The sequence below is a fragment of the Streptomyces aureoversilis genome (assembly GCF_042657885.1).
Taxonomy (GTDB): domain Bacteria; phylum Actinomycetota; class Actinomycetes; order Streptomycetales; family Streptomycetaceae; genus Streptomyces; species Streptomyces aureoversilis.
On record NZ_JBHSKJ010000003.1, the window covers coordinates 99306 to 124753 of the forward strand.

Annotated in this window: 18 protein-coding genes and 1 pseudogene; 9 read left to right on the top strand and 10 right to left on the bottom strand. The window is 74.2% G+C overall.

Translation table 11 applies throughout. The features are described 5' to 3' along the window. Positions 1-4 precede the first annotated feature (4 nt). Positions 5-208 carry an MbtH family protein gene (locus ACFPP6_RS05805; protein WP_058042684.1) on the top strand — a complete coding sequence of 68 codons (204 nt, stop codon included), beginning with the start codon at positions 5-7 and terminating at the stop codon, positions 206-208. Then, positions 205-1635, top strand: a complete 1431-nt coding sequence (locus ACFPP6_RS05810) for a DHA2 family efflux MFS transporter permease subunit (RefSeq protein ID WP_382037872.1) — start codon at positions 205-207, stop codon at positions 1633-1635. The genes ACFPP6_RS05805 and ACFPP6_RS05810 overlap by 4 nt, the downstream gene beginning before the upstream one ends. A 79-nt stretch (positions 1636-1714) precedes the next feature. On the opposite strand, the gene fes is transcribed toward ACFPP6_RS05810, so the two are convergent. From fes to ACFPP6_RS05825, 3 genes are all read right to left on the bottom strand, one after another. Continuing rightward, a complete protein-coding gene (gene fes / locus ACFPP6_RS05815; protein ID WP_382037873.1) occupies positions 1715-2947 on the bottom strand; it encodes an enterochelin esterase in 1233 nt (410 codons plus the stop codon). 102 nt (positions 2948-3049) lie between these two features. Beyond that, the gene (gene fhuB, locus ACFPP6_RS05820) at positions 3050-5245 is read right to left on the bottom strand and encodes a Fe(3+)-hydroxamate ABC transporter permease FhuB (protein WP_382037875.1); all 2196 of its coding nucleotides are present in this window, start codon (positions 5243-5245) and stop codon (positions 3050-3052) included. Between the two features lie 14 nt (positions 5246-5259). Then, on the bottom strand, positions 5260-5868 hold the full coding sequence (locus ACFPP6_RS05825) for a histidine phosphatase family protein (RefSeq protein ID WP_382037876.1): 609 nt from the start codon (positions 5866-5868) through the stop codon (positions 5260-5262). A gap of 285 nt (positions 5869-6153) precedes the next feature. Here ACFPP6_RS05825 and ACFPP6_RS05830 point away from each other — a divergent pair, with 285 nt between their 5' ends. The 7 genes from ACFPP6_RS05830 to ACFPP6_RS05860 all read left to right on the top strand — a co-directional run bounded on the left by ACFPP6_RS05830 (position 6154) and on the right by ACFPP6_RS05860 (position 15446). Beyond that, positions 6154-6378, top strand: coding sequence for a CbtB domain-containing protein (locus ACFPP6_RS05830; protein WP_058042688.1), 225 nt, complete (start codon positions 6154-6156; stop codon positions 6376-6378). 21 nt (positions 6379-6399) lie between these two features. Further along, on the top strand, positions 6400-7164 hold the full coding sequence (locus ACFPP6_RS05835) for a CbtA family protein (protein ID WP_382037879.1): 765 nt from the start codon (positions 6400-6402) through the stop codon (positions 7162-7164). A gap of 236 nt (positions 7165-7400) precedes the next feature. Further along, the gene (locus tag ACFPP6_RS05840) at positions 7401-8345 is read left to right on the top strand and encodes a D-alanyl-D-alanine carboxypeptidase family protein (protein ID WP_382037881.1); all 945 of its coding nucleotides are present in this window, start codon (positions 7401-7403) and stop codon (positions 8343-8345) included. A gap of 512 nt (positions 8346-8857) precedes the next feature. Next, on the top strand, positions 8858-10912 hold the full coding sequence (locus ACFPP6_RS05845) for an ABC transporter ATP-binding protein (RefSeq protein ID WP_382037882.1): 2055 nt from the start codon (positions 8858-8860) through the stop codon (positions 10910-10912). A 666-nt stretch (positions 10913-11578) separates the two neighbouring features. Beyond that, positions 11579-12229: a DUF4360 domain-containing protein gene (locus ACFPP6_RS05850; protein WP_382037884.1), complete on the top strand. Its 651-nt coding sequence runs from the start codon at positions 11579-11581 to the stop codon at positions 12227-12229. A gap of 353 nt (positions 12230-12582) precedes the next feature. Further along, positions 12583-13116, top strand: a complete 534-nt coding sequence (locus ACFPP6_RS05855) for an ATP-binding protein (RefSeq protein WP_382037886.1) — start codon at positions 12583-12585, stop codon at positions 13114-13116. Positions 13117-13337: 221 nt separating this feature from the next. After that, the gene (locus tag ACFPP6_RS05860) at positions 13338-15446 is read left to right on the top strand and encodes a SpoIIE family protein phosphatase (protein WP_382037887.1); all 2109 of its coding nucleotides are present in this window, start codon (positions 13338-13340) and stop codon (positions 15444-15446) included. On the opposite strand, the gene ACFPP6_RS05865 is transcribed toward ACFPP6_RS05860, so the two are convergent. From ACFPP6_RS05865 to ACFPP6_RS05895, 7 genes and pseudogenes are all read right to left on the bottom strand, one after another. Further along, the gene (locus ACFPP6_RS05865; RefSeq protein ID WP_382037889.1) at positions 15400-16659 is read right to left on the bottom strand and encodes a cytochrome P450 family protein; all 1260 of its coding nucleotides are present in this window, start codon (positions 16657-16659) and stop codon (positions 15400-15402) included. The two genes, ACFPP6_RS05860 and ACFPP6_RS05865, sit on opposite strands and share 47 nt — an antisense overlap. Positions 16660-16725: 66 nt before the next feature. After that, entirely contained in the window at positions 16726-17190 is a 465-nt protein-coding gene (locus ACFPP6_RS05870) for a hypothetical protein (RefSeq protein ID WP_382037891.1), read from the bottom strand. Positions 17191-17359: 169 nt separating this feature from the next. Next, positions 17360-18280, bottom strand: a complete 921-nt coding sequence (gene rbsK, locus ACFPP6_RS05875; RefSeq protein WP_382038506.1) for a ribokinase — start codon at positions 18278-18280, stop codon at positions 17360-17362. A gap of 40 nt (positions 18281-18320) precedes the next feature. Then, positions 18321-20215 (bottom strand): annotated as a pseudogene (locus tag ACFPP6_RS05880) (ABC transporter permease/substrate-binding protein). Continuing rightward, positions 20205-21773, bottom strand: coding sequence for a sugar ABC transporter ATP-binding protein (locus tag ACFPP6_RS05885; RefSeq protein ID WP_382037893.1), 1569 nt, complete (start codon positions 21771-21773; stop codon positions 20205-20207). The pseudogene ACFPP6_RS05880 and the gene ACFPP6_RS05885 overlap by 11 nt, the downstream one beginning before the upstream one ends. A gap of 40 nt (positions 21774-21813) precedes the next feature. Then, a complete protein-coding gene (locus tag ACFPP6_RS05890) occupies positions 21814-22815 on the bottom strand; it encodes a LacI family DNA-binding transcriptional regulator (RefSeq protein WP_382037895.1) in 1002 nt (333 codons plus the stop codon). A 141-nt stretch (positions 22816-22956) separates the two neighbouring features. Further along, entirely contained in the window at positions 22957-25353 is a 2397-nt protein-coding gene (locus ACFPP6_RS05895; protein ID WP_382037897.1) for a phosphoketolase family protein, read from the bottom strand. Positions 25354-25448: the final 95 nt, after the last annotated feature.

The window sequence follows — 25448 nt, forward strand, 5'->3', positions numbered from 1 at the left end:
CCCCATGAGCGACGCACCCGCCAACCCCTTCGACGGCGACGGCCCGTTCCTCGTCCTCGTCAACGCCGAGGGCCGGCACAGCCTCTGGCCGGGTTTCGCCGCCGTGCCGGACGGCTGGACCGTCGTCCACGGCCCCTGCGAGCGGCAGCAGGCCGTGGACTGGATCACCGAGAACTGGACCGACCTGGCCCCGGCGGCCCAGGGGTGAAGGGCATCAACCCGCGCGTCGCCGTCGTGATCGTGTACACGGCGGCGATGTGCATGAACGGCCTCGACTCCACCATCGTCAACCCGGCGCTGCTCACCATCGCCCGGGACTTCGGCGAACCCGTCTCCGCCGCCAACACCGTCGAGGTCGCCTTCCTGGTGGCGCTCGCCGTCGCCCTGCCGGTCGCCGGCTGGCTCGGCGACCGCTTCGGCACCAAGAAGGTCTTCCTCGGCTCGCTGGCCGTCTTCACGGCGGCCTCGGCGGTCTGCGGCCTGGCCCAGGACCTGCCGACCCTGGTCCTCGCCCGCGTCGTGCAGGGCATCGCGGGCGGCCTGCTCACCCCGGTCGGCATGACGCTGCTCTTCCGCGCCTTCCCGCCGCACGAGCGGATGAAGCTGTCGAAGGTCCTCATCGTGCCGACCGCCCTGATGCCGGCCCTCGGGCCGCCGCTGGGCGGCTTCCTGACCGAGCACTTCTCCTGGCACTGGCTGTTCTTCGTCAACGTGCCGATCGGCGCGGCGGCGGTGCTGCTGGGCGTGGTGGGGCTGCGCGAGGAGAAGGAGGAGGCGGCCGAGGACGGTGCCGCCCCGTTCGACGTCCCCGGCTTCCTGCTGGCCACCCCCGCGCTCGGCCTGCTCACGTACGCGCTGGGCTTCGGCCCCTCGCACGGCTGGACCTCGCCGTCCGTCGCCGTGGCCGGCCCGCTCGGGCTCGTCCTGCTCGTGGCCGGGTGCGTCCACCTGCTCCGGGCGAAGACCCCGCTGCTGGAGCTGCGGCTGCTCGCGGACAAGGTGTTCGCCTCGGCCACGGTGCTCGCCCTGGTCACCTCGGCCGGTCTGATGGGTGTCCTCTTCGCGTTCCCGCTGCTCTACCAGGCGGCGCTCGGGGCCTCGGCCCTGGACGCGGGCCTGAGCGTCTTCCCCGAGGCGCTCGGCCTGATGCTGGCCTCGCAGGTCGCCGACCGGCTGATGCCGAAGCTGGGCCCGCGCCTGCTCGCCGTGCCCGCCCTGGTCCTGGCCACGGGGGTGTTCGGCGCGCTGGCCGTGCCGGGCGTCGCGGAGAACGCCTGGGCGGTGCGGGCGCTGATGTTCTGCGTCGGCCTCGTCCTCGGCACGGCCGTGCTGACCGTCCAGATCGCCGGGTTCGCGGACGTCCCGCCCCCGGCCATGGGCCAGGCGATGGGCCTGTTCACCATCGTGCGCACGCTGGGCGGCGCGCTCGGCATCGCCGCGACGGCCGCGGTGATCGCGGCCTCCGGCGGCTCGCACGGACAGGACACGGACCCCGGCCCGTACCGGGCGGCGATCCTGGTCACCGCCGGCCTGGTCGCCCTCGGCGCGCTCGCCGCGCTGCGGATGCCCAAGGACGCCCCCGCGCCCCCGCCGTTCGACGACGAGCCGCAGGAGGAGCAGGCCGTGGCGGCCTGACCGACCACCGGGAAACGGCCGCGGGCCGGGACCGGCGTACGCTCGTACGCCGGTCCCGGCCCGCGGTGCGTTGCGGCCGTCAGCCCCGGTCGCCCAGCAGGGCGGCCAGCCCCCCGGCGAGCCCCCCGCGCCAGCAGGCGTAGTCGTGGCCCCCGTTGAACTCGCCGTAGGCGACGTCGTAGCCCCGGGCCTCCAGCACGTTGCGCAGGTGGCGGTTCTGCGGGAGGAGCATCCACTCCTGCAGGCCCACCTCCACGCGGAGACGGACGGGCAGCTTCTCGCTGACCGCGAACTGCCGGGTCAGCCACTCGCTGCCGCCGTCGAACTCCGTCCCGTCCGGCCACCAGAAGGAGCCGGACTGGGAGAGGGCGTTGCCGAACCGCTCCGGCCGCCGGAACGCCGCGAACGCGGCCGTCAGCCCGCCCGCGCTCTGCCCCGCCACGACCGTGCGCGCCGGATCGTCCGTGGCGCCGTGGGTCTGCGCGGCCCACGGCAGCAGGACGTCCGCCAGCCAGTCGACGAACCCCTCGCTGCAGCTGAGGTCCTCCATGCGGCGCGCGCGGCCCATGGTGTCCACCATCAGCGTGACCGCAGGCGGCATGCGCCCGTCCGCGTACAGGTTGTCCAGGGCGGTGCCGAAGTCCAGGACCGGCCCCCACATCTCGCCGTCCAGCAGCACGACGACGGGGTACGGGCCGCCGTCCGCCCGGTGCCCGGCGGGCAGGTGGACGTGGACGCGCCGCCCTTCGACCACGGCCTCGGCCCGCGTGCCGCGCGCCGTCCCCGGCCGGGGGGCGGTCCACTCCTGGACCGGCGCGTCCGGGAGCGCCATCACCGACGACGGGTTCCGCCCGTCGCGCGAGGGCAGCTCCGGGAGCGTGCTGAACGGGTCGGGCACGGCCGAGTCCAGGACGTGCAGCCACGCCTTGCGGTCCGCGCGCAGCGTCTCCTCGCGCGGACCGCGGGCCACGAAGAACTGGTACGACGCCCGGTGGTCGGCCCGCAGCCGGTGGCTGATGGCCCAGACGTCCGTGCCCTCCAGCTTGCCCATGAGGTGCGGCGCGAGGTCGCCAGCGTGCCGGTCCTTGTCGGTGACGGTGTGCAGGAGGGCGAGCACGTCGGAGGCGGGCCGGCCGGGCTCGTCACGCCAGAGGAAGGTGACCAGCCGCCAGGCGGGGTCGCCTTCGGGGTCGGGTTCGACGAGGGGCGTGCCCTTGGTGGCGGCGTGCCGCCAGAAGATGCCGAGGGCGTCGGGTATGCCGTGGCGCACGGCGGCGGCGAGGTCGCGGAGGAGGGGGCTCTGCGGTTCCATGGGCTTCCTTGTCTCAGGCAGGCGAAACGAGGCGGGGACTGGGCATCGATCGAGCCCGTCCGGCGATTGAGGACCGGGGTCCGGGGCGGAGCCCCGGAACGACTACACCCGCGTCGCGGCCGACCGCCCCAGCAGCACCCACAGCAGGAACGGTCCGCCGAGAACGGTGCTGACGATCCCGACGGGAATCTCCGCCCCGTCGAGCGCGACCCGCCCCACGGTGTCCGCCAGGACCACGAGCGCGGCCCCGACCAGCATGGAGCCCACGACGGGCACCCGCAGCGGCCCGGCCAGCCGCCCCGCGATCACGGGCGAGGCGAGGGCGATGAAGCCGACCGGCCCGCAGATCCCCACCGCCAGGCCGGCGAGGCCCACCGCGAGCAGCATGCACACCAGCCGCACCCGGCCCGGCGCGACGCCGAGCGACGCGGCGGTGGAGTCGTCGAACCGCAGCACGTTGAGGTGGCGGGCGACGACCAGGGCGATCGGCACGAGGACGGCCAGGCCGATGAGGACCGGCACGGCCACGGAGTAGCTGCGGCCGTTGAGGCTGCCGGACGTCCACACGTACAGCGAGCTGGCCGAGTTCAGGGAGCGGCGGGAGAGGACGACCTGGGTGATCGCCGAGGCGAGCGCCGACATGGCGAGGCCCACGACGAGGACGCGGTAGCCGCGCTGGCCCAGGCCGCCGGAGACGGTGGTGACGACGAGCACGGCGGCGAGCGCGCCGAGCGGGCCCGCCCACCACGCACCGAACGTGCCGCTGAGGGTGGCGGAGAGCAGGACGGCGGCGGTGGCGCCGTCGTTCACGCCGAGCAGCTCGGGCGTGGCGAGCCGGTTGCGGGCGAGGGTCTGCGTGAGGCAGCCGGCGAGGCCGAGGGCCGCGCCCGCGGCGAGCCCCGCCACGATCCGGCCGAGCCGGAACTTCTGCACGAGCAGGACGTCGAACCGGTCGCCCGACCCGAAGACGGCGTTGAACGTACGGCTCAGGCTCATCTCGCTCTGCCCGGCGTACGCGGAGAGGACGACCGCGCCGACGAGCAGGGCGGCGAGGGCGAAGGCCGCGACGGCGGCCCGGCGCGGCACGAGCAGCGACAGGGAGCCGCTGCGGACGACGAGGGTGTCGGCGCCGCCGTCCTCTTCCTTGCGGGGCCGGGGCAGCCTGGCCGCGACACCGCGCCCGCCCTTCGGGCTCTCCTCCGCGGCGGGGTCGGTCATGCCCATCGAGGCCATCCGCCGGGAGCGGACGATGGCGATGAGAACGGGGGCGCCGAAGAGGGCGATGATGACGGAGACGGGCGCCTCGAACGGCCGGGAGACCACGCGGGCGAGGACGTCGGAGCCGGTGAGCACGCCCGCGCCGATGAGGCCGGCGAGCACGATCTGGGCGGTGAGGCGCGGTCCGGTGACGGCCCGTGCGAGGAACCCGGCCAGCAGGCCGAGGAAGGAGATGGGCCCGACGAGCGCCACCGACGCGGCGGTGAGCAGGGTGACGGCCACGGCCACGACGACGCGGATGACGCCGGGCCGGTGGCCCAGCCCCTTGGCGAGGTCGTCGCCGAGCGCGAGCGCGGACAGCGGGCGGGCGATCAGCAGCGCGACGACGAATCCGGCGGCGAGGACGGGCACCAGGCTGCCGAGCTTGGTGAAGCCCTCGACGCCCGCGAGCGAGCCCAGGACCCAGAAGCGGAAGCGGTCGTAGGTCTCGGCGGAGTTGACGATGAGCACGCTGGTGATGCCGCCGAAGGTGGCTCCGAGCGCGGAGCCGGCGAGCACCAGCCGCATGGGGGAACCGCCGCCGCGGCGGCTCGCGATGAGCAGCACCAGCGCGCTGGCCAGGACGGCGCCGCCGAAGGCCCACAGGAGGTAGCCGTAGCCGCTGCTCACGCCGAGGAAGGCGATGCCGACGACGACGCCGAGCGAGGCGCCGGCGTTCACGCCGAGCAGGCCGGTCTCGGCCAGGGGGTTGCGGGTGACGGCCTGCAGCAGGCAGCCCGCGGTGCCGAGCGCGGCGCCGACGGCCAGTGCGGTGAGCGTCCGGGGCAGTCGCAGGTCGCCGACGACCAGCGAGAGCCGGGAGCTGTCGCGGGCCCCGTTCCGTCCGAGGACGTAGTCCAGCACGTCCCCGGCTCCGACCTCGCCCGCCCCGACGGACAGGGAGAGGGCGGACAGCACGAGGACCCCCACCACGAGGAGGGCCGAGGCGGTCAGGACGGCCCGGTTGCCGTGCACACGCCCCACCGGGGCCTGTTGGCCGGCGGGCTGCACCTCCGGGGGGCCCACTTGCGACACAGTCATAAGGTAAGGCTAGCCTAAGGAGTTTGTGTTTCCGCAGGCGAGGCGGCGTCCGTCGTCCCCTGCGGCAGCGGAGCGCCGCAGCGCAGGTTCCACCGGCCCCCGCGCCCCGACAGTTCCGTCACCGACAGGGGCAGCACGTCGAGGCGCCAGAACGTCTGCGGCGGCAGGGCCAGGGCGTGGACCAGCGCCGCGCGGACCACCGCCGGAGGGGCGACGGCCAGCACCCTGCCGTCCTCCAGGCCGTCGAGCCACGCACCGACCCGGGCGACGACGTCCCGCACCGACTCGCCGCCGTGCGGCGCCGCCTCCGGGTCCGTCAGCCAGGCGGCCAGCGCCCGGGGTTCGTCCGTGCCGACCTCGGCGAGCGGGCGGCCGCGCCAGCGGCCCGGGTCGAGGTCGCGCAGCGCCGGCTCGGGACGGGCCTCGGCCAGGCCGAGGGCCGAGGCGCTCCCGGCGCAGCGGGCGGACGGGGCGGTCAGCACCTGCCCGGCGGCCGGCAGCGAACCGGCCGCCGCCCTCGTGCGGCGCAGGCCCGCCGCGCCGAGCGGCCCGTCGTCGCCGAACCGGGCCTCGTGGGAAGGGCCGTCGGAGGCAGGTGAGATCAGCATCACACGGACGGTCACGGTGATCCTCGTCCCCCTCTGTCAACGGGTGGCGTCTGCCGCGAATCAGCAGATCACGGGCGCCGCCGGAGCCGCGCGCCGGGGTGAGCATCCGCACGCCGTAGCGCAGGTCACCCGCGCGCGGTACGGTCGCGTGGCAATGACGACGGTGTGACGGAAGCCCGGTGAGATCCCGGCACGGTCGCGCCACTGTGTACCCGGCGGAGCCCCCGCAGGGAAGTCAGACCCCGCACTGTCGTCCTAGGCCCCAATGATCGGGACGCGTGTTCCCCAGGAGGTTCTGCCATGGCCCAGTCCGCCGCCCCCGCCGCCGGTTCGTCCGCGATACCCGCGGTCGCCCCCATCTCGCTCAAGCAGATCGCCCCGTGGGCGCTCTTCGTCGGCATCCTCATGCTGGTCCTGCTCTACTTCGTCGGCGCCGAGCAGGGCGCCACCTCCCTCATCGCCGGCGAGAACGTCCACGAGTGGGTCCACGACGGGCGCCACCTGCTCGGCTTCCCCTGCCACTGACGAGCCACCAGGGGAACCACCGTGAACTCGATCTCCGTCAGAGCCCTGCTCGTCCGCGGCATGCTCGCGGGCCTCGCCGCCGGCGTCCTGGCCCTCGCCGTCGCCTACTTCCTCGGCGAGCCCCACGTGGACTCCGCCATCGCCTTCGAGGAGGCCCACAGCCCCCACGACCACGGCGAGGGAGGTGAGGACCCGGTCAGCCGCACCATGCAGTCCACGGCCGGGCTGGCCACCGGCATCCTCGTCTACGGCGTCGCGCTGGGCGGCATCGCCTCGCTGGTCTTCTGCGTCGCCCTGGGCCGCATCGGCCGCTTCGGCCCGCGGGCCACCGCCGCGCTGGTCTCGCTCGGCGCGCTCCTGGCCGTCTACGTGGTGCCGTTCCTGAAGTACCCGGCCAACCCGCCCTCCGTCGGCGACCCCGACTCCCTCGACATGCGCACCGCGCTGTTCTTCCTGATGATCGCGCTCAGCATCCTGCTGGCGGTCGGCGCGGTCATCCTCGGCAAGCGCCTCGCGCCCCGGCTGGGCAACTGGAACGCGACGGTCGCGGCGGGGGCGGCCTTCGTGGTCGCCGTCGGCCTGGCCTACGCCTTCCTGCCCTCGGTCAACGAACTGCCCGACGACTTCCCGGCGGGCCTGCTGTGGAAGTTCCGCCTGTCGGCCCTGGCGGTGCAGCTCCTGCTGTGGACCGGCTTCGGCCTCGTCTTCGGCCACCTGGCCGAACGGCTCCTGGCCCCGCGGGCCGGGGCGCCGGACAAGGCGCGGACGGCGGCGCAGGCGGGCTGAGCCCCCGCTGGCACCCCCGCCGCACCCTCGTGAGAAGAGCCCGCCCGGGCCACCGGGCGGGCTCTTTCCGTGCCCCTCCGGCGGAGTCCCCGCGAACCCTCCCCGTGCCGTCCCGCACGCCCCGTCAGCCTCATAAGTCCCGCTCACCCGTTAGTGGTTCGGATTTCTTTCCGGGCACGGGCCGGTGCGACGATGCCGCTCGCCCCGACCACCGACAGCCTGGGAATGGAGCCTTGATGCAGCGACGTGGGGGAGAGCAGGACCGCCGCCGGGGAGCGTGGGGAGCGCCACTGGCGGCGACGGTGACGGCGACGGCCGCGGCCCTCGCCGCCGCCCTTCCGGCGCCGGCCGCGCACGCCGCGCACGGTCCGTCGGTCGACGCGAAGGGCGCCTACCTGATGGACGCCGCCTCCGCGCGCCCGCTGTGGGCCAAGGACGCGACCGTCAAGCGGCCCATGGCCAGCACCACGAAGATCATGACCGCGGTGGTGGTCCTGGACACTCCGGGGGTGAACCTGGAGCGGCAGATCCAGATCAAGCAGTCCTACCGCGACTACGTCCAGCGGACCGGCGCGAGCACGGCGGACCTCCGCACCGGCGACAAGCTCACGGCGCGTCAGCTCCTCTACGCGCTGATGCTCCCCTCCGGCTGCGACGCCGCCTACGCCCTCGCCGACGCCTTCGGCACGGGACCCGACGAGGCGGCCCGCACGAAGTCGTTCGTCTCCAGGATGAACGCCAAGGCCAGGCAGCTGAAGCTGCGCGGCACCAGCTACGACTCCTTCGACGGCATCTCCTCCGCGGGCAGGAACTACTCCACCCCCCGGGACCTGGCCGAGCTCTCCCGGCACGCCCTGCGCAGCGCCACCTTCCGCACCGTCGTCTCCGCGCTGAACACCCAGCAGAAGGCGAAGAACGTCAACCGGCTGTACACCTGGTACAACACCAACAAGCTCCTCGGCTCGTACCGGGGAGTGACGGGGATCAAGACCGGGACCACGACGGCGTCCGGGCCCTGCCTGGTGTTCGCCGCACGGCAGGGTGGGCGGAGCGTCGTCGGCGTCATCCTCAACGACGCCGCGAACCGCTACCCGGACGCCGCCGAGATGCTCGACTACGCCTTCAAGAAGCGCACGCCCCTGAAGCTGCGCCGGCTCCCCTCCGCGGCGCACGAGGACTGACCGCACGCCGCCCGCTGCGCACGTCCTGCGGGCCGCCGCACCACCGAGCCCGGACCCCGCCGAGGGGTCCGGGCTCGCGTTGTACCAACTCCCGGGAACCGGCGGTCACTTATACCTGAACGAGTGAACAGTCTGCAGGGAACTGCGGGTTGGCGAACTTTCAACAGGGTCGGGGCGGCTAGAGTCCTCCTGTCCGGAAACGGGCACCGGAAGGCCGCGGAAACCCCGACGGCGTCGGACAGGTCACCGTCCGCCGGGGTCCCGTCCACCACCCCTCAGTCCGACTCCCGCACGTCGCCGTGTACCGCAGCCGCGGCGTGCTCCTCGGCCATGCCCTTGGCACGGATCGGTTCACCGACGCGTCTCGCCGCCAAGCACCAGCGCCCTCCTGCCCGCACCCGCCGGCCAGCCCCACCGTCCTCAGGAGGCTTCATGTCCCGCCCCGCGTCCCCCGCGGCGTCTCCCCCCACGTCCGTGACCGGCCCGCGAGCCTACCGCGTGCCGGGGGAACGGTGACGCCCTTCGCGCGGCGCCCGCCGCGCCCGATCCCCGTATCGGAGAGCGAAGTCCTGCTGTTCGGCGGCGCCTTGCGGCACGACAAGGCCTTCGTCAACCACGAACGGCCGCTGCTGCGGCTGTCGTTCTGGTCGATGGCCCGTCAGCTTCCGGCCATGGTCGCCACCGTCACCCGGGCCGCCTGGCGCGAGGACCGCCCGGCGCTGCTCGCGCTCGTCGGCGCCGAGCTGGGCCAGGGGCTGACGCGCGCCTTCGGGCTGGTCGCCGCCAACCGCGCGCTGACCGCCCTCTTCACCGCCGGACCCACCGCCGAGCGGCTGCGGGAGGCCCTGCCGTCGCTGCTGGCGGTCACCTCGGTCGCCGCCGCCACCGCGCTGCTGTCGGCGGTCTCCGTGGCGGCCGCAGGGCAGCTGGAGCCGAAGGTGGAGCGGGTGTGCACCGCGCGCTTCTACCGCGGCGCGGTCCGCGTGGAGCTCGCGGTCCTGGAGGACAAGGACTTCCACCGCCTGCTCGACGCGGGCCGGTTCGGCACCGACTCGGTCCGGCTGATGATCGGCTCGTCGGTCACCGTCGTCAACGCCGTCGTGGGGCTGGCGGCCTCCGCCGGGGTGCTCGCCCTGCTGCACCCGTCCCTGGTGCCCATGCTGCTGCTCGTGGCCGCCCCCAAGGGCTGGGGCGCGGTCGTCACCGCCCGGCGGCAGTACGCCTCGCGGCACGCCTGGATCGAGCACCGGCGCGCCATCTCCGTCATCACCTCCACGCTCACCGGCCTCGACACCGCCGCCGAGATCCGGGTGCACGGCGCGGGCCGCATGCTCGTCGGCGCCTACGACGACATGGCCGCCACCGTGGAGAAGGAGCAGCAGCGCCTGGCCCGCGCCGAGGCGGTCACGCGCACCGCCGCGTCCGCGCTCTCGGGGACGGCCGCGCTCGTCGTCTACGGAGCGCTGTGGCTGCTGCTCGCCTCGGGCGGCATGCCGCTGGCCGTCGCCGGTACCGCGGTGATCGCCGTACGGGCCGCCGGCGCGAGCCTCACCGCGCTGGTGACCCAGGTCAACCGGCTCTACGAGGAGGCCATGTACCTCAGCGACCTGGAGCGCGCCTGCGTGGAGGCGGAGCGGCACGCCATCCCCGAGGGCGGCACGCCGATGGCGCCCGGGGTGAAGGAGATCCGGCTGGAGAAGGTCACCTTCGTCTATCCCGGGGCCGCGGCGCCCGCGCTCAGCGAGGTCAGCCTGACCGTCCCGCCGGGCAAGGTCGTCGCGCTGGTCGGTGCGAACGGCTCCGGCAAGACCACCCTGTCCAAGCTCGTCGCCGGGCTGTACCTGCCGACCTCGGGGCAGCTGTACTGGAACGGGGTCGAGATCCACGACGCCGACCGCGACCTGCTCTTCGACCAGGTCGCCGTGTTGTCCCAGGACTTCCCCCGCTGGCCCATGACCGCCCGCGCCAACGTCCACATCGGCCGCCCGGGGATGCCGCCGGACCAGGACCGGATCGAGCGGGCGGCCGCCGAGTCCGGCGCCACCGGCGTCATCGACTCGCTGCCGCACCAGTGGGACAGCCTCGTGGTCAAGGGCTTCGAGCGCGGCACCCAGATCTCCGGCGGCCAGTGGCAGCGCCTGGGCAGCGCCCGCGCGCGCTACCGCCGCGCGCCCCTGCTGATCGTCGACGAGCCGACCTCCGCCCTCGACCCCAAGGCGGAGGCGGAGGCGTTCCAGTCGCTGCGGTCGCTGACCGACGGCGGCACCACCGTCCTGCTGATCACCCACCGGCTCGCCGCGACCGCGACCGCCGACCTGATCTACGTCCTCGACAACGGCCGGGTGGTGGGGGAGGGGACGCACGAGGAGCTGATGGCCGTCGACGGCGGCCTGTACCGGTCGATGTACGAACTCCAGGCCGCCCAGTACGGATTCGGCGCGCCCCGGACCGCCCCTGCCGGCCAGGCTCCCGCCTCCGCCCAGACCGCCGCTTCCGCTTCCGCCCATGCTGCCTCCGACCCCGCCCTGCACAAGAGTTCGCCGCATGCACAGCCCGCCCAGACCTGAGGACAGGGCGGTGTCCGCGCCGCCGGCGCCGCCCGCGCCGCCCGGCCCTCCGCCGGACCCGCTGGGTCCGCTGGCGAGCACCTTGCGCGATGTGCTGGGGTGCCTGGGTGTGATCACGGCCGCGGTTCTCATCTCCGTCCTGTGCGTCCATCTCGGCCAGGCCTTTCCGGGACTGGCCGCCAAGTGAGTAGAGGAACGCCGTAACCGCCCCCGGGGTTACGGGCCGGAGCCGTATCGAATTCCGGGACGGCTTGCGGGGCTGCCGATTTCCATGTGGATCACGCCGCCTCCTGTGTTTAGCGGGAGGCGGCTGCCGGGAAAAACGGGGTGAATTCACGGTTCCGGGTAAGCGCCGGGCGCGGCCCATTTCACTGTATTGAGCAAGTGTCTACAGGTGTCCGGGGGTTGTGACTTCCCACCCACCCCGGTCACCTGGGCCTCCGTTCGGACGGGAAAACCGGGGAACGGTTGTCCGACGAGGAGTCTGGCGGACTCGGGTGGCGCCTCCTACCATTCGAACGCTCCCCGTCCCCAGGGGTCGTTCGGACGCGGGGCATGGCATGTCCATGCCCTAGTGATCCGCGCTCTCACCCATTCCGGTCCGGCGTCCTCCGGGTCCCGGCCCGAAATGCAGCCGCTCATTCGAGGACAACCGATTGGAGAGCCATGCCCGGCGCCCTTATCGCAGGAGCCGCGCTCGCGGCACTGTTCGCCTCGCCGTTATCCACGTACGACGCCTCGGTCATCGTCAACCCGCCACCGGACAAGATCGTGATCGAGATCGCCACGGTCAACGGCTCCGGCTGCCCCGCGGGGACGGCCGCGGTGGCCGTCTCGCCCGACAACACGGCCTTCACGGTCACCTACAGCGACTACCTCGCCCAGGTCGGCGTGGGGTCCAAGCCGACCGACTTCCGCAAGAACTGCCAGCTCAACCTGATCGTGCACGTTCCGCAGGGCTTCACCTACGCCATCGCCAGCGCGGACTACCGCGGCTACGCGAAGCTGGAGCCCGGGGCGACCGGCACCCAGAAGGCCTCGTACTACTTCCAGGGGTCCTCCACGACCACGCCGAGCTCCCACGTCTTCCGCGGCGCCTACGCGGACAACTGGCAGGCCACCGACCGCGTCGACGTGGCCGCACTGGTCTGGGCCCCCTGCGGCGAGAAGCGCAACTTCAACATCAACACCGAGCTGCGGGTCAACGCGGGCTCCTCCGACCCGTCCAAGACCACCAGCTTCATGACCATGGACTCCACCGACGGTGACATCAACACCATCTACCACCTGGCCTGGAAGGAGTGCCCGAGGAAGTAGCGGCCCGTCCGCCACGAGGGCGCAGGGGCCGGCGGGGCCGCGGAACGGCGCGGGCCCGCCGGCCGGTCCGCGCCCCCGGGCCGGTCCACCGGCTCACAGCGTTAATTTATGCCGTACTCACACGCCCCCACCTGCGGTGATCGCGCTCCGCAGGGAACTCGTGACCAACGGGGTATAGACCTCTGGCGAAAAGCAGGCGACTGTGGGGGGAACCACACAGCGAAGTCCCGCGGCCCGCACAGCTTCCCAGGACCGTTACGGCGCCACGGACGAGCTCTCGTCCAGCGCCCTTCGCGCTCACCCGATTGCACTTGAGCCACATGTTTGCAACCAGTCGCGACACCGCGAGTCCCTTGCATTCGGCTGACGCCGTCATCAGCGCCACCGACCCGGTCGCCCTCCGGGCCTCCACCCCGCGGAAGCTCCCCGGTCCCTGGGGTCACCAGATCCCCCTGTGCATGCACAGCCCGCTCTCCCGGCGGCAGCCCCACGCCCTCGCGTCCCCCCACGCCACGCACGCCGTCTCCCTCCCGGCGACGGAGCGCTCGGCCGCGGCCGCGCGCCGGTTCTGCCGGCAGCTGCTGTCCGAGTGGGGTCTGGAGGAGCTGGCCTCCGACACCGCCCTCCTGCTCTCGGAGCTCGTCACCAACGCCGTCCTGCACGTCCCGGAGGCGCCCGAGGGCATCCGGCTCGTGCTCAGCCGGGGCCAGCGACACCTCGTCGCCCAGGTCACCGACGCCGGCGGGCGCCTGCCGCGGTGCAACGAGGCCGGGCCCGACAGCGAGAACGGGCGCGGGATATGGCTCGTCGAGCAGATCGCCGCCCAGTGGGGCCACCACGCCTCCGGCAACGGCAAGACCGTCTGGTTCACCCTCCGCCTTCCCTAGTGCCCCCGGCCCGGGAGGCCCTCCCGCGCCACCCGCGTACCGCCACTGGTCCGGACCTGTGAACCCGCGGCCGGCGCGCCCCGCCCCGCGGGCTGCGCACCCACCGGTTTCGGAGAGACCATGGAAGTCGTTGCGGTGACACGGTGGCGCGGGGACGGGTGAGCCGGTCCGGCCGGCACGGGGCCGCCGCACCACCCCCGGCGGGCGGAAGGAGGTCCTCGATGGGCGCGACCGATGCGTTCCGGGCCCGGCCCGTCCAGCCCGCCGACCGCCCCTCCCTCGTCCCCGGGGGCCTGCTGGACGTCCTGGGCGTGGCCGCGGGGGTGCTGGACCGCGAGGGCCGGATCGTGCTGTGGAGCCCGCAGGCCGAGCAGCTCTTCGGCTGGAGCGCGGCCGAGGCCCTCGGGCAGTACGCGGCCCGGCTGCTGGTCGCCGAGGACGACGTCGGCGCGGTGCTGGAGCTGTTCGCGGAGGTCATGCGCGAGGGGGAGACGTTCGCCGTGGTCTTCCCCGCCCGGCACAAGGACGGCGGCACCCGGCTGGTCGAGTTCCGCAACGTGCGCCTGGAGGACCGGCACGGCGACTTCTACGCCCTCGGCATCGCCACGGACCGGGAGGTCCTGCGCGGGGTGGAGCGGGACCTCGCCCTGTCGCTGCGGCTCGTCGAGCAGTCCCCGATCGGCCTCGCCGTCTTCGACACCGAGCTGCGGTACGTCCTGGTCAACCCCGCCCTGGAGCGCATCCAGGGCCTGCCCGCCGCGGCGTGCGCGGGCCGCACCGTCCGCGAGGCCCTGCCCCACGCGGACGCCGGCGCGATCGAGGGCGCCATGCGCCGGGTCCTGGCGACCGGCACCCCGCTGCTGGACGAGCTGAGGGTCGGCCGGGCCGGCGGGTCCGCCACCGACGAAGAGGCCCAGCTCGTCTCCTACTACCGGCTGGAGGACCCGGGCGGCAGCGTCCTGGGCGTCGCCACGTCCGCCGTGGACGTCACCGACCGCCACCGGGCCAACAAGGAGGACCGCCGCCGGACCGCCCTGATCGCCGACGCCTCCGTGCTGATCGGCACCACGCTCGAACTGGAGCAGACCGCGCGCGAGCTCGCCGAGGTCGTGGTGCCCGGGCTGGCCGACGTGGCGGCCGTCGACATCCTCGACACCGTCGTCGACGGCGACCGCACCGCCGCCCCGGACGGGCAGCCCGCCGTCTTCCGGGCGCTGGCCGTCGCCGCGGCGGGCGGGGCGGAGTCCTCGGCCGTCGCGGACGCCGTGCGGGCGGCCGATCCGCCCGGGCAGATCGCCAAGTACGACCCCGACCGGCTGGTCGCGCGCTGCGTGCGCACCGGCCGTCCGGTCAGGGTGCCGCACGTGCGCGCCGAGGACCTGCCGGGCATCGCCCGCGACGACGAGGCGGCCCGGCTGCTCGCCCGCGCCGGCCTGCACTCCTACATGGCGGTGCCCCTCATCGCCCGCGGCGAGGTGCTCGGCGCCCTCGACCTCAAGCGCCTCACCGACCCGCGCCCCTTCGACGAGGCCGACGCCGCCCTCGCCGCCGAGCTCGCCGCCCGCGCCGCCGTCTCCATCGACAACGCCCGCTGGTACCAGCGCGAGCGCGCCACCGCCCTCACGCTGCAGCGCTCCCTGCTGCCCCAGGCGCCCCAGGACCCCACGGGCCTGGAGATCGCCTACCGCTACCAGCCCGCCGGCACCGCCAGCAGGGTCGGCGGCGACTGGTTCGACGTCGTCCCGCAGGACGGGGACAAGAGCGCCCTGGTCGTCGGTGACGTCATGGGGAGCGGCATCAACGCCGCGGCCGCCATGGGCCAGCTGCGCACCGCCGCCCGCACCCTCGCCCAGCTCGGCCTCGACCCGGCCCGGGTGCTGCGCCACCTCGACCGCACCGCCAGTGGTCTGGACCAGATGATCGCCACGTGTCTGTACACCGTGTACGACCCGCAGGGCGGCACCTGCTGCGTGGCCAACGCCGGGCACCTCCCGCCCGTCGTCCTGCGCCCCGGCCTCCCCCCGGCCCTCGTCGACCTCCCCGCCGGTGCCCCGCTCGGCGTCGGCGGCATCCCCTTCGAGAACACGGCCGTCGACCTCAAGCCCGGCGACCGCCTCGTCCTCTACACCGACGGCCTGGTGGAGACGCGCGACGAGTCCATCGACACCCGCCTCGAAGCCCTCCTGACGGTCCTCGCCGACGCCCCCGAAGGCCTGGAGGAGACCTGCGACCTCCTCCTGACGTCCCTGCGCTCCGGCAACGACCAGGACGACGTGGCCCTCCTCATCGCCCGTGCCGTCCCGGCGGACCCTGCCGCCCCGCGACCGTGACGGGCAGCTCCGTCAGCGCGTGCGAGCGGAAGGAAGGCCGCCACCGCAGCGCGCCGGCGGGCACGGCGAGCGCGATGCCCGGCAGGCGGCGCAGCAGCGTGGCCAGGGCGATCCGGATCTCCATCCGGGCCAGCGCCGCGCCCAGGCAGTAGTGCATGCCCTGGCCGAGCGCCAGGTGGGCCTTGTCCTCGCGGTGGATGTCGAAGCGGTCCGGATCCGGGTAGCGGGCCGGATCCCGGTGGGCCGAGGCGAGGCAGAGCAGCACGGTGTCGCCCTGCGGTACCGGGACGCCCCCGATGGTGACCGGTTCGACCGGGAAGCGCCGGATGGCCATCTGATTGGGGTGGCCGTGGCGCAGCAGCTCCTCGACGGTGCCCGGCCACAGGGCCGGGTCCGCGCGCACCTCGTCCAGCTGGCCGGGGTGCCCGAGCAGGGTCAGCAGGCCGCCGCTGATCAGGTGCTGGGTGTTCTCGCTGCCCGCCATGAGGATGAGGAAGGCGAGGGAGACCAGTTCGTCCTCGCCGAGCCGGTCGCCCTCGTCGCGCGCGGCGATCAGAGCGGACAGCAGGTCGTCGCCGGGCGCGGCCCTGCGCGCCGCGACCAGGTCCAGCAGGAAGCGGTGGATGCGGTCCACCGCCTCCCCGGCCTGGGCCGGATGCCGAGGCGCGAGCATGGTGGCGACGTCCGCGGCGAACGGCTTCCGGTCGGCCTCCGGCACACGGAAGAGGTCGCCGATGACGGTCAGCGGCAGCGGCCCGGCGAACTCCGCGACCAGGTCGGCGCTTCCGTCCGCGGCGATGCGCGCGGCGAGCGCACCGGCGAGCCTGTCGGCCGCGGCCTGAACCCGCCCGCTCAGCTCCGCCACGCGCCGCGGCGTGAAGCCCTGGGAGACCAGGCGGCGCAGCCGCAGGTGGTCGGCCCCGTCGAGGTTGAGCAGGTTGGCGTCCAGGGCGGGCGGCAGGGCGAAGCCCTTGAACCCGCTGCCGGAGTGCGCCTTGTTCACCGACAGCCGCGGGTCGGCGAGGGCGGCCCGCACGTCGGCCTCGCGGGTGACGAGCCGGACGGGCGAGCCGTCGGGAAGGGCGATCCGGTGCACGGGCCCCGCCGCCCGCAGGCGTGCGTAGACCGGGTAGGGGTCGGCGAAGAACGCGGCGTCGAACGGGCGGGGGAGGGCGGCGGTGCCGGTGGTGTCGGTGCTCTCGGCGGTGTTCATCGTCCGAGCGTAGGACGGGCGCCGGCGGGGTCCTTGCCGGGTCCTCGCCGAGGCCGGTCGCCGGGGTCAGCGGAGTTGTACGCGGTAGAGCGTGCGGCGGTTGTCGATGGTGAGCTGTACCTCGCCCTTGGCCCCCGCGTACGCTCCCGTGCCGCCGACGACGGCAGCGTCCGCGCGGTACGGTCCGCGTCCGAAGCGGTTCTCCATGGACTCCAGGACCAGGGTGCCGTCGTTGCCCCGCAGCACGTAGCGGCACTGGGCGACCACGCCCTCGTAGCGCAGGAGCACCACCGTGCAGACGGCGCTGCCGTCGCCGGCGGGCTCGCCGGACGGGCCCTGCAGGTCGGCGTAGACCGACCAGGTGTCGCCCTCCTCGGGGTGCTCGGGCGGGCTGCCGGTGCGGTGGACGGCGGTCCACGCGAGGGCCTTCTCCCCGGCGGCCGCGGCGGGTTGGGGGGACGGCAGGGCGACGGCGACGGCAGTGGCCGCCACGGCGGCAACGGCGGCCACGGCGGCGGCTTGGCGGCGCATCGGGCGCATCGGGCACCTCCGGCTCGTACGGACGGGTCGGGCACCCACGTACCCGCTCCTGGTGCGTTCACCCCACCCCGCGTATGGCGCCCGCACAATTCCCGTCACGAAGACTTCACCCGCCGGGGAAGGGCGTTCATGCCGGCGGGTGAAGGTCACGCATCCGGAATCAGGTGAACTGTCCCGGCTCCGGCGGCAGTTCGTCCAGTGTCGGGTACGAGGGCTGGGCGCCCGGCCGGGTCACGGCCGCGGCGCCGACGCGCACCGCGAAGCGGGCCGCCTCGGGCAGCGGTGCGCCGGCCGCCAGCCGGGCCGCGAGCGCGCCGGTGAAGGCGTCGCCCGCGCCCGTGGTGTCCACGGCCTCGGCCTCGACGCCGGGCACCGCCACCGCTTCCCCGGCCCCCGCCTCCAGGACCAGGGCCCCCTCGGCGCCGAGGGTGACGACGACCGAGCGGGCGCCCTGGTCGCGCAGGGAGCGGGCCCACGCCTGCGGCGTGCCGTCCACGAGCTGCGTCAGGTGCCGGGCCTCGTGCTCGTTGACGACCAGCGGGTCGGCCGCCGTGAGGAGTTCGGGGTCCAGGCGGTCCGGGGCCGGCGAGGGGTTGACCACGACCCGCGTGCCGGCCTCGCGCGCGGTCTCGGCGGCCGCCCGTACGGTCGCCGGGGGGATCTCCAGCTGGATCGAGACGACCGCCGACGCGGCGATCACCTCCCGGGCGGCCTCGACGTCCTCGGGGAGGAGGCGGGCGTTCGCGCCCGGCGAGACCACGATGCTGTTGTCGCCGTCCGGCCCGACGACGATCATCGCCGTGCCCGTCCGGGCGCCCTCCTCGACGAGAACGTGCCGCAGCTCCGTGCCGGCCTCGCGCTGACCTTCCATCAGCAGCTCGCCGAACGCGTCGTCACCGACCTTGGCCAGAAGGGCCGTCCGGGCGCCGAGGCGGGCCGCGGCGGCGGCCTGGTTGGCGCCCTTGCCACCCGCCGATTCGACCAGATCCGTGCCCAGGACCGTCTCGCCCGCCCCGGGCCGGCGGTCCACCCGCACCGTCAGGTCCGCGTTGGCCGACCCCACGACCAGTACGTCGTACATCTGCTCGATCCGTTCGCTCTGTGTGTCACCCATCGAAGTGTCACCCATCGAATTCCGCCGCGTTCTTCCTGTCGACCAGCACCACCGGCACCTTGACCCGTGCCGGCAGCTTCTCACCCTTCGAGGCCCTCACCGCCCGGTCCACGGCCTGCCGGCCCAGCAGCTTCGGCTGCTGGGCGACGGTCGCGGTCAGCCTGCCCGCGCGCACGGCGGCGATCCCGTCCGGGGTGCCGTCGAACGCGACGACCTTGACGCCCTTGCCCGCCGCGGAGCCCAGCGCCTTGGCGGCGCCCAGCGCCATCTCGTCGTTCGCGGCGAAGACCCCGGCGAGGTCCCGGTGCGCCTGGAGCATGTTCGCCATGACGTCCATGCCCTTGGTGCGGTCGAAGTCGGCGGGCTGGCGGGCCACGACCTCGATGCCCGGGTAGGCCCTGATGCCCTCCTCGAACCCCTTGCCGCGCTCGCGCGCCGCCGACGTCCCCGGCTGCCCCTCCAGGAAGGCCACCTTCCCCTTGCCGCCCAGGGATTCGGCGAGCGTCCGCGCCGCCAGCCGCCCGCCCGCGACGTTGTCGGAGGCGATCGTCGAGCCGACCCGGCCGCCGTTCACCCCGCGGTCGATGGAGATCACCGGCACCTTCGCGCGATTGGCCACACCCACCGCCGGGACGGCCGCGTCGGAGTCCACGGGGTTGATGACGGCCGCCTTGACGTTCTGGCTGGTGAACGTCTCCATCTGATTGATCTGCTGGGTGGGGTCGTTCTGCGCGTCCGTGATGTTGATCTTCAGTCCGCGGGCCTTCGCCTCCGCCTGGGCGCCCTCCTTGATGCCGACGAAGAACGGGTTGTTCATCGTGGACAGGGCGAGCCCGAGGTCGGTGCCGCCGCCGCGGTCGCAGCCGGACAGGGCCAGGGCCGCCGTGAGCGCCGCGGCCGCCGTCACCGCGCTCCTCCGCCCCCTCACCGGGCGCTCCTGCGGCGCAGCGTGTCGAGCAGCACGGCCAGGGCGATGACGAGGCCGGTGGCGACCTGCTGCCAGAACGCCGACACGCTCAGCAGGTTGAGGCCGTTGCGCAGCACCGCGAGGATCAGCGCGCCGATGAGGGTGCCGGAGACCTTGCCGGAGCCGCCGGACAGGCTCGCCCCGCCGATCACGACGGCGGCGATGGCGTCCAGCTCGTAGCCGACGGCCGCCTGCGGCTGCGCGGAGGTCAGCCGGGCGGCCAGGACGATGCCGGCCACGGCGGCGAACAGCCCGGAGAGCGCGTAGATGACGAGTTTGCGGCGCTTGACGTCGATGCCCGACAGCCGGGCCGCCTCCTCGTTGCCACCGATCGCGAACATCGCGCGCCCGGTGTACGTACGGGCCAGGACCAGCGCCGCGAGTGCCCCCATCGCGACCGTCACGAGGACCGGCACGGGCAGCCGGCCGCCGAGGGTGTCGCCGAGCCTGCCGACGGACGAGGGGAAGGCGATGGGGGAGCCACCGGAGATCACGAGGGCCAGGCCGCGGCCGACCGAGAGCATCGCCAGGGTGGCGATGAAGGCGGGCAGCCTCCCGTACGCGACGAGGGCGCCGGAGAGCAGACCCGCGCCCGCTCCCACCGCGAGGCCGAGCAGCACGGCGACCCAGACCGGCAGGCCCTCCTTCGTCGCCGCCCAGGCGAGGACGGTCGCGGAGAGCGCGGCCACCGAACCGACGGACAGGTCGATGCCCGCCGACACGATCACGAACGTCACGCCGAACGCGAGGATCGCCGTCACGGACGCCTGCACGCCCACGTTGAGGAGGTTCTGCCCGTTCAGGAAGTCCCGGGACAGCACCGCCATCACCACGACCAGGGCGATCAGACCGCCCAGCGGGCCGTTGCGGAGCACCGCTCTCGTGAACCACTGCCCCGTACTGCTCCCGGGCGCCCGCAGCACCTCAGCCGACATCGGAGCCCTCCATCGCGCTCGCCTCGTACGTGTTGCCCTCGTTCACCGGCCGGACGGCCAGTTCCATCACCGCGTCCTGCGTGGCCCGTTCGCCCGCCAGCTCGCCGGCGATCCGGCCCTGGGCCATCACCAGCACCCGGTCGCTCATCCCGAGCACCTCGGGCAGGTCGCTGGAGATCATCAGCACCGCGCAGCCCGCCGCCGTCAGCTCGTTGACGAGCCGGTAGATCTCGACCTTCGCGCCGACGTCGACGCCGCGCGTCGGCTCGTCGAGGATCAGCAGCCGGGCGCCCGCCAGCAGCCACTTGCCGATGACGACCTTCTGCTGGTTGCCGCCGGAGAGGGTGCGCGCGGTCTGCTCCAGTCCGCTCATGCGCACCTTCAGCCGCTCGGCGACCTCGGCCGCCCGCCGGCGCTGGCCGCCCCGGTCGACGAACCCGCCCCGGGTGTCCTGCGCCAGCCGGGCCAGGGTGAGGTTGTCGCCCAGCGAGGCGTCCAGCAGCAGGCCCTGGCCCTTGCGGTCCTCGGGGACGAGCCCGACCCCGGCCCGCATCGCCGCCCGCACGTCGCCGCGCGCGAGCGCCCGGCCGCCGACCTCGACGGTCCCGGCGTCGTAGCGGTCGACGCCGAACAGCGCCCGCGCCACCTCCGTACGGCCCGCGCCGACCAGTCCCGCGAGGCCCACGACCTCCCCGGCCCGGACGTCGAAGCCGACGTCGCGGAAGGCGGGCGCGCGGGTCAGCCCGCGCACGCGCAGGAGCGGCGCCCCGGGCTCCGCGGGCCGCTCGCGCGGGTACTGCTCGGCGATGTCGCGGCCGACCATCAGCCGGATCAGCTCGTTCTCGTCCGTCGTGGCGGGCACTTCGGCCACCGAACGGCCGTCGCGCAGCACCGTCACCCGGTCCCCGAGCGCGGCGATCTCGTCCAGGTGGTGGGTGATGAAGACGACGCCCACGCCGCTGTCGCGCAGCTCGCGCACGATGGCGAAGAGCGTGCCCACCTCCTCGGAGGTGAGCACCGCCGTCGGCTCGTCCATGATCAGGACGCGGGCGTCCAGGCTCAGGGCCTTGGCGATCTCGGCCATCTGGAGCCGGGCGATGCCGAGCCCGGCCACCGGCGCGGCGGGGGAGACGTCCAGCCGGACGCGGCGCAGCAGCTCGGCCGCCCGGGCCCGCATGGTGCGCTTGTCGATCAGCCCGAGTGCGGTGCGCGGCTGGCGGCCCAGGAAGATGTTCTCGGCGACGGTCAGGCCGGGGACGAGGTTGAACTCCTGGTGGATGGTGGCGATGCCGAGCCGTTCCGCGTCCTGCGCGGAGCGGACCGCGACCTCGCGCCCGTCCACCAGGATGCGGCCGCCGTCGGGCCGGTGGACGCCGGAGAGCATCTTGATCAGCGTGCTCTTGCCGGCGCCGTTCTCGCCGAGGAGGACGTGCACCTCTCCCGCGCGGAGGCTCAAGTCGACCCCGTCCAGGGCGCGGACGCCCGGGAACGACTTGGTGACGCCTTCGACCCGCAGCAGTTCGCGGCCGCCCGGTACGTCGTCGTCGACGCCGGTCATGCGCTGCCCCTCTCCTGTCCTGATGTCGGTCGGCCTGGTGTCAGCCGGTCGGTGGTTCGCCGCACGAGCGGCGCCGCACCAGGTGCGCGGGGAGCAGCACCGACGGCGCCTCGCGCCCCTCGATCCGCTCCAGCAGCGTGTGCACGGCGGCCCGGCCCAGCTCGCGCGTCGGCTGGGCGACGGCGGTCAGCGGCGGGTCGAGGTGGGCGAACCACGCCACGTCGTCGAAGGCGACGAGCGCCACGTCGGAGGGGACGCGCAGCCCCCGCGCCCGCACCTCGTCCAGGGCGCCGAGCGCCATCAGGTTGTCAGTGGCCAGCACGGCGTCCGGCGGCTCCGCGAGGTCCAGCAGCCGGCGCATCACCTGCCTGCCGCCCTCCGGGCGCAGGTCGGGCGACGAGCCGATGCGCTCGGGCGGCAGGGGGACGCCGTGCGCGGCGAGGGCCGTGCGGAACGACTCCAGGCGCTCGTCCCCGACGGGCGTGCCGGCGGGCGCGACGATGACGGCCGGCCGGCGCCGTCCCAGCGCCGCCAGGTGCGCGGCCAGCTCCGTCAGCGCGGCCCGCCCCTCCGCCCGTACGCACGGGGCGGCGACGCCCGGCACCTCGCGGTCGAGGAGCACGAGCGGGGTGCCGGCGGCGACGGCCTCGCCGAGCATGGCCGAGCCGGTGCCGGCCGAGCTGACCAGCAGGCCGTCGATGCGCCGGTCGAGGAGGGTGCGGATGTGGTCGTCCTGCTGCTCCGGGCTCTCGCCGGCGTTCCCGATGATCAGGCTGTACCCCAGCCGCCGGGCCTCCTGCTCGACGGCGTCGGCCAGTTCGGTGAAGAAGGGGTTGCGCAGGTCGCTGATGACCAGCCCGAGCGTACGGGTCCGGGCGGTGCGCAGGGCGCGGGCGACGACGTTGGGCCGGTAGCCCAGCTCGGCCACGGCGGCCAGCACGCGCTCGCGGGTCTCGGCCACGGGGGAGCGGCCGTTGAGGACGCGGGAGACGGTGGCGACGGAGACGCCGGCCCGCTCGGCGACGTCCTTGATGTTCGCCATGGCGCTGCGCCTCCCGGTCCCGGACGTGTAATCGATTTCGTGCCGCCGTTGTGCCGGTCAGGTAATCGATTACACGCCCGGGGCGTCAAGGTTTCGCCGGGGTGACGCCCGTCACGCGGGTGCACGTCGCGGGCCGTCGCGTCATCCCGGCCAGCTCCAGTCCGCCACCTCCGGCATGTCCACCCCGTGCTCCCGGATCCACGCGTGGTGGCGGGTGCGGGCGTCCGCCATGGCCTGGCGCACGGACGCCGCGCGGACGCCGAGGCCGGGGACGCGGTCGACGACGTCCATGACGAGGCGGTAGCGGTCGAGGTCGTTGCGGACGACCATGTCGAACGGGGTGGTCGTGGTGCCCGCCTCCTTGTAGCCGCGCACGTGCAGGTTGGCGTGGCCGGTGCGGCGGTAGGCGAGGCGGTGGATCAGCCACGGGTAGCCGTGGTAGGCGAAGACGACGGGCCGGTCCGTGGTGAACAGCGCGTCGTACTCCGCGTCGGTCATCCCGTGCGGATGCTCCTCGCGCGGCAGCAGCCGCGTCATGTCGACCACGTTGACGACCCGTACGGCGAGCTGGGGAAGCTCGTGGCGGAGCAGGTCGGCCGCCGCCAGCACCTCCTGGGTGGGGACGTCGCCGGCGCAGGCCAGGACGACGTCCGGCGGCCGGTCGCCGTTCTCCGTGCCCGCCCACTCCCAGATGCCCGCGCCGCGGGCGCAGTGCGCGCGGGCCTCGTCGAGGCCGAGCCAGTCGAAGCAGGGCTGCTTGCCCGCCACCACGACGTTGACGTAGTCGCGGCTGCGCAGCACGTGATCGGCCACCGACAGCAGGGTGTTGGCGTCCGGCGGGAGGTAGACCCGCACCACCTCGGGGCTCTTGTTGAGGACGTGGTCGACGAAGCCGGGGTCCTGGTGGGAGAAGCCGTTGTGGTCCTGGCGCCACACGTGCGACGTCAGAAGGTAGTTGAGGGAGGGGACAGGGCGGCGCCAGGGGAGCGTCCGCGCGGTCCTGAGCCACTTGATGTGCTGGTTGACCATCGAGTCCACGATGTGGATGAACGCCTCGTAGCAGGAGAACAGGCCGTGCCGGCCGGTGAGGGTGTAGCCCTCCAGCCAGCCCTGGCAGAGGTGTTCGGAGAGCACTTCCATCACGCGGCCGTCGTGGGCGAGGTGCTCGTCGACGGGCAGTATTGCGGCCTGCCACGCCTTGCCGGTGGCCGCGTAGAGGGCGTCGAGCCGGTTGGAGGTGGTCTCGTCCGGCCCGACGACGCGGAAGTTCCGGCTGCCGGCCGTGTCGGCCATGATCTGGGCCAGCAGGCCGCCGAGCACCCGCGTCGGCTCGTGCAGCGCCGCGCCGGGCTTGTCGACGGGCACCGCGTAGTGCTCCAGCGGGGGCAGCGGCAGGGAGCGGGTGAGCAGGCCGCCGTTGGCGTGCGGGTTGGCGCCGAGCCGCCGCTCGCCCCGCGGTACGTGGGCGAGGACTTCCGGGCGCGGCCGCCCGTCCTCGTCGAAGAGCTCCTCCGGCCGGTACGAGCGCAGCCAGCGCTCCAGCTGGCGCAGGTGGTCGGGGTTGTCGCGCACCCCGGCCAGCGGCACCTGGTGCGAGCGCCAGGTGCCCTCGACGGGCAGGCCGTCCACCACGTCCGGGCCGGTCCAGCCCTTGGGCGTGCGCAGCACGATCACCGGCCAGTGCGGCCGGTCGGTCACGCCCTCCTCGCGGGCGGCGCGCTGGGCGAGGGCGATGTGGTCCAGGGCCCGGTCCATCGCGTGGGCGAGCGCGCGGTGCACCTCGAGCGGTTCGTCGCCGGTGACGTGGATCGGCTCGTGGCCGTAGCCGCGCAGCAGCCGGTCCAGCTCGCCCTCGGGCAGCCGGGACAGCACCGCCGGGTTGTCGATCTTGTAGCCGTTGAGGTGGAGGACGGGCAGGACCGCGCCGTCGTGCACCGGGTCGAGGAACTTGTTCGCGTGCCAGGACGTGGCCAGCGGCCCCGTCTCCGCCTCGCCGTCGCCGATGACGCACGCCACGAGCAGGCCGGGGTTGTCGAGGGCGGCGCCGTAGGCGTGGGCGAGGGAGTAGCCCAGCTCGCCGCCCTCGTGCAGGGAGCCGGGCGTCTCGGGGGCGACGTGGCTGGGCACCCCGCCGGGGAAGGAGAACTGGCGGAACAGCCGCTCCATGCCGTCGGCGTCGCGCCCCACGTCCGGGTAGACCTCGCTGTAGCTGCCGTCCAGCCAGGAGTTCGCGAGGACGGCCGGCCCGCCGTGCCCCGGCCCCCAGACGCAGACGGCGTCCAGCCCCCGCGCCCTGACGACGCGGTTGAGGTGGGTGTGGACGAGGTTGAGGCCGGGGGAGGTGCCCCAGTGGCCGAGCAGGCGGGGCTTGATGTGCTCGGGCTCCAGGGGCACGGTCAGCAGGGGGTTGCTCAGCAGGTAGATCTGGCCGGCGGCCAGGTAGTTCGCGGCGCGCCAGTGGGCGTCGAGCGCCGCCAGCTCCTCGTCGTCGGGGCCGTCCGGTCGCGGTCCGGCGGTGCGGTCGGCGTGCTCGGGCATGTACGACCTCCTCGGGACGCGTGCCGGGTACCCGCCACCGGGTACGGGAAACGCTTCCAGCACCCCGGCCTCCCGCGTAGGGGCTGTCCGGCCAG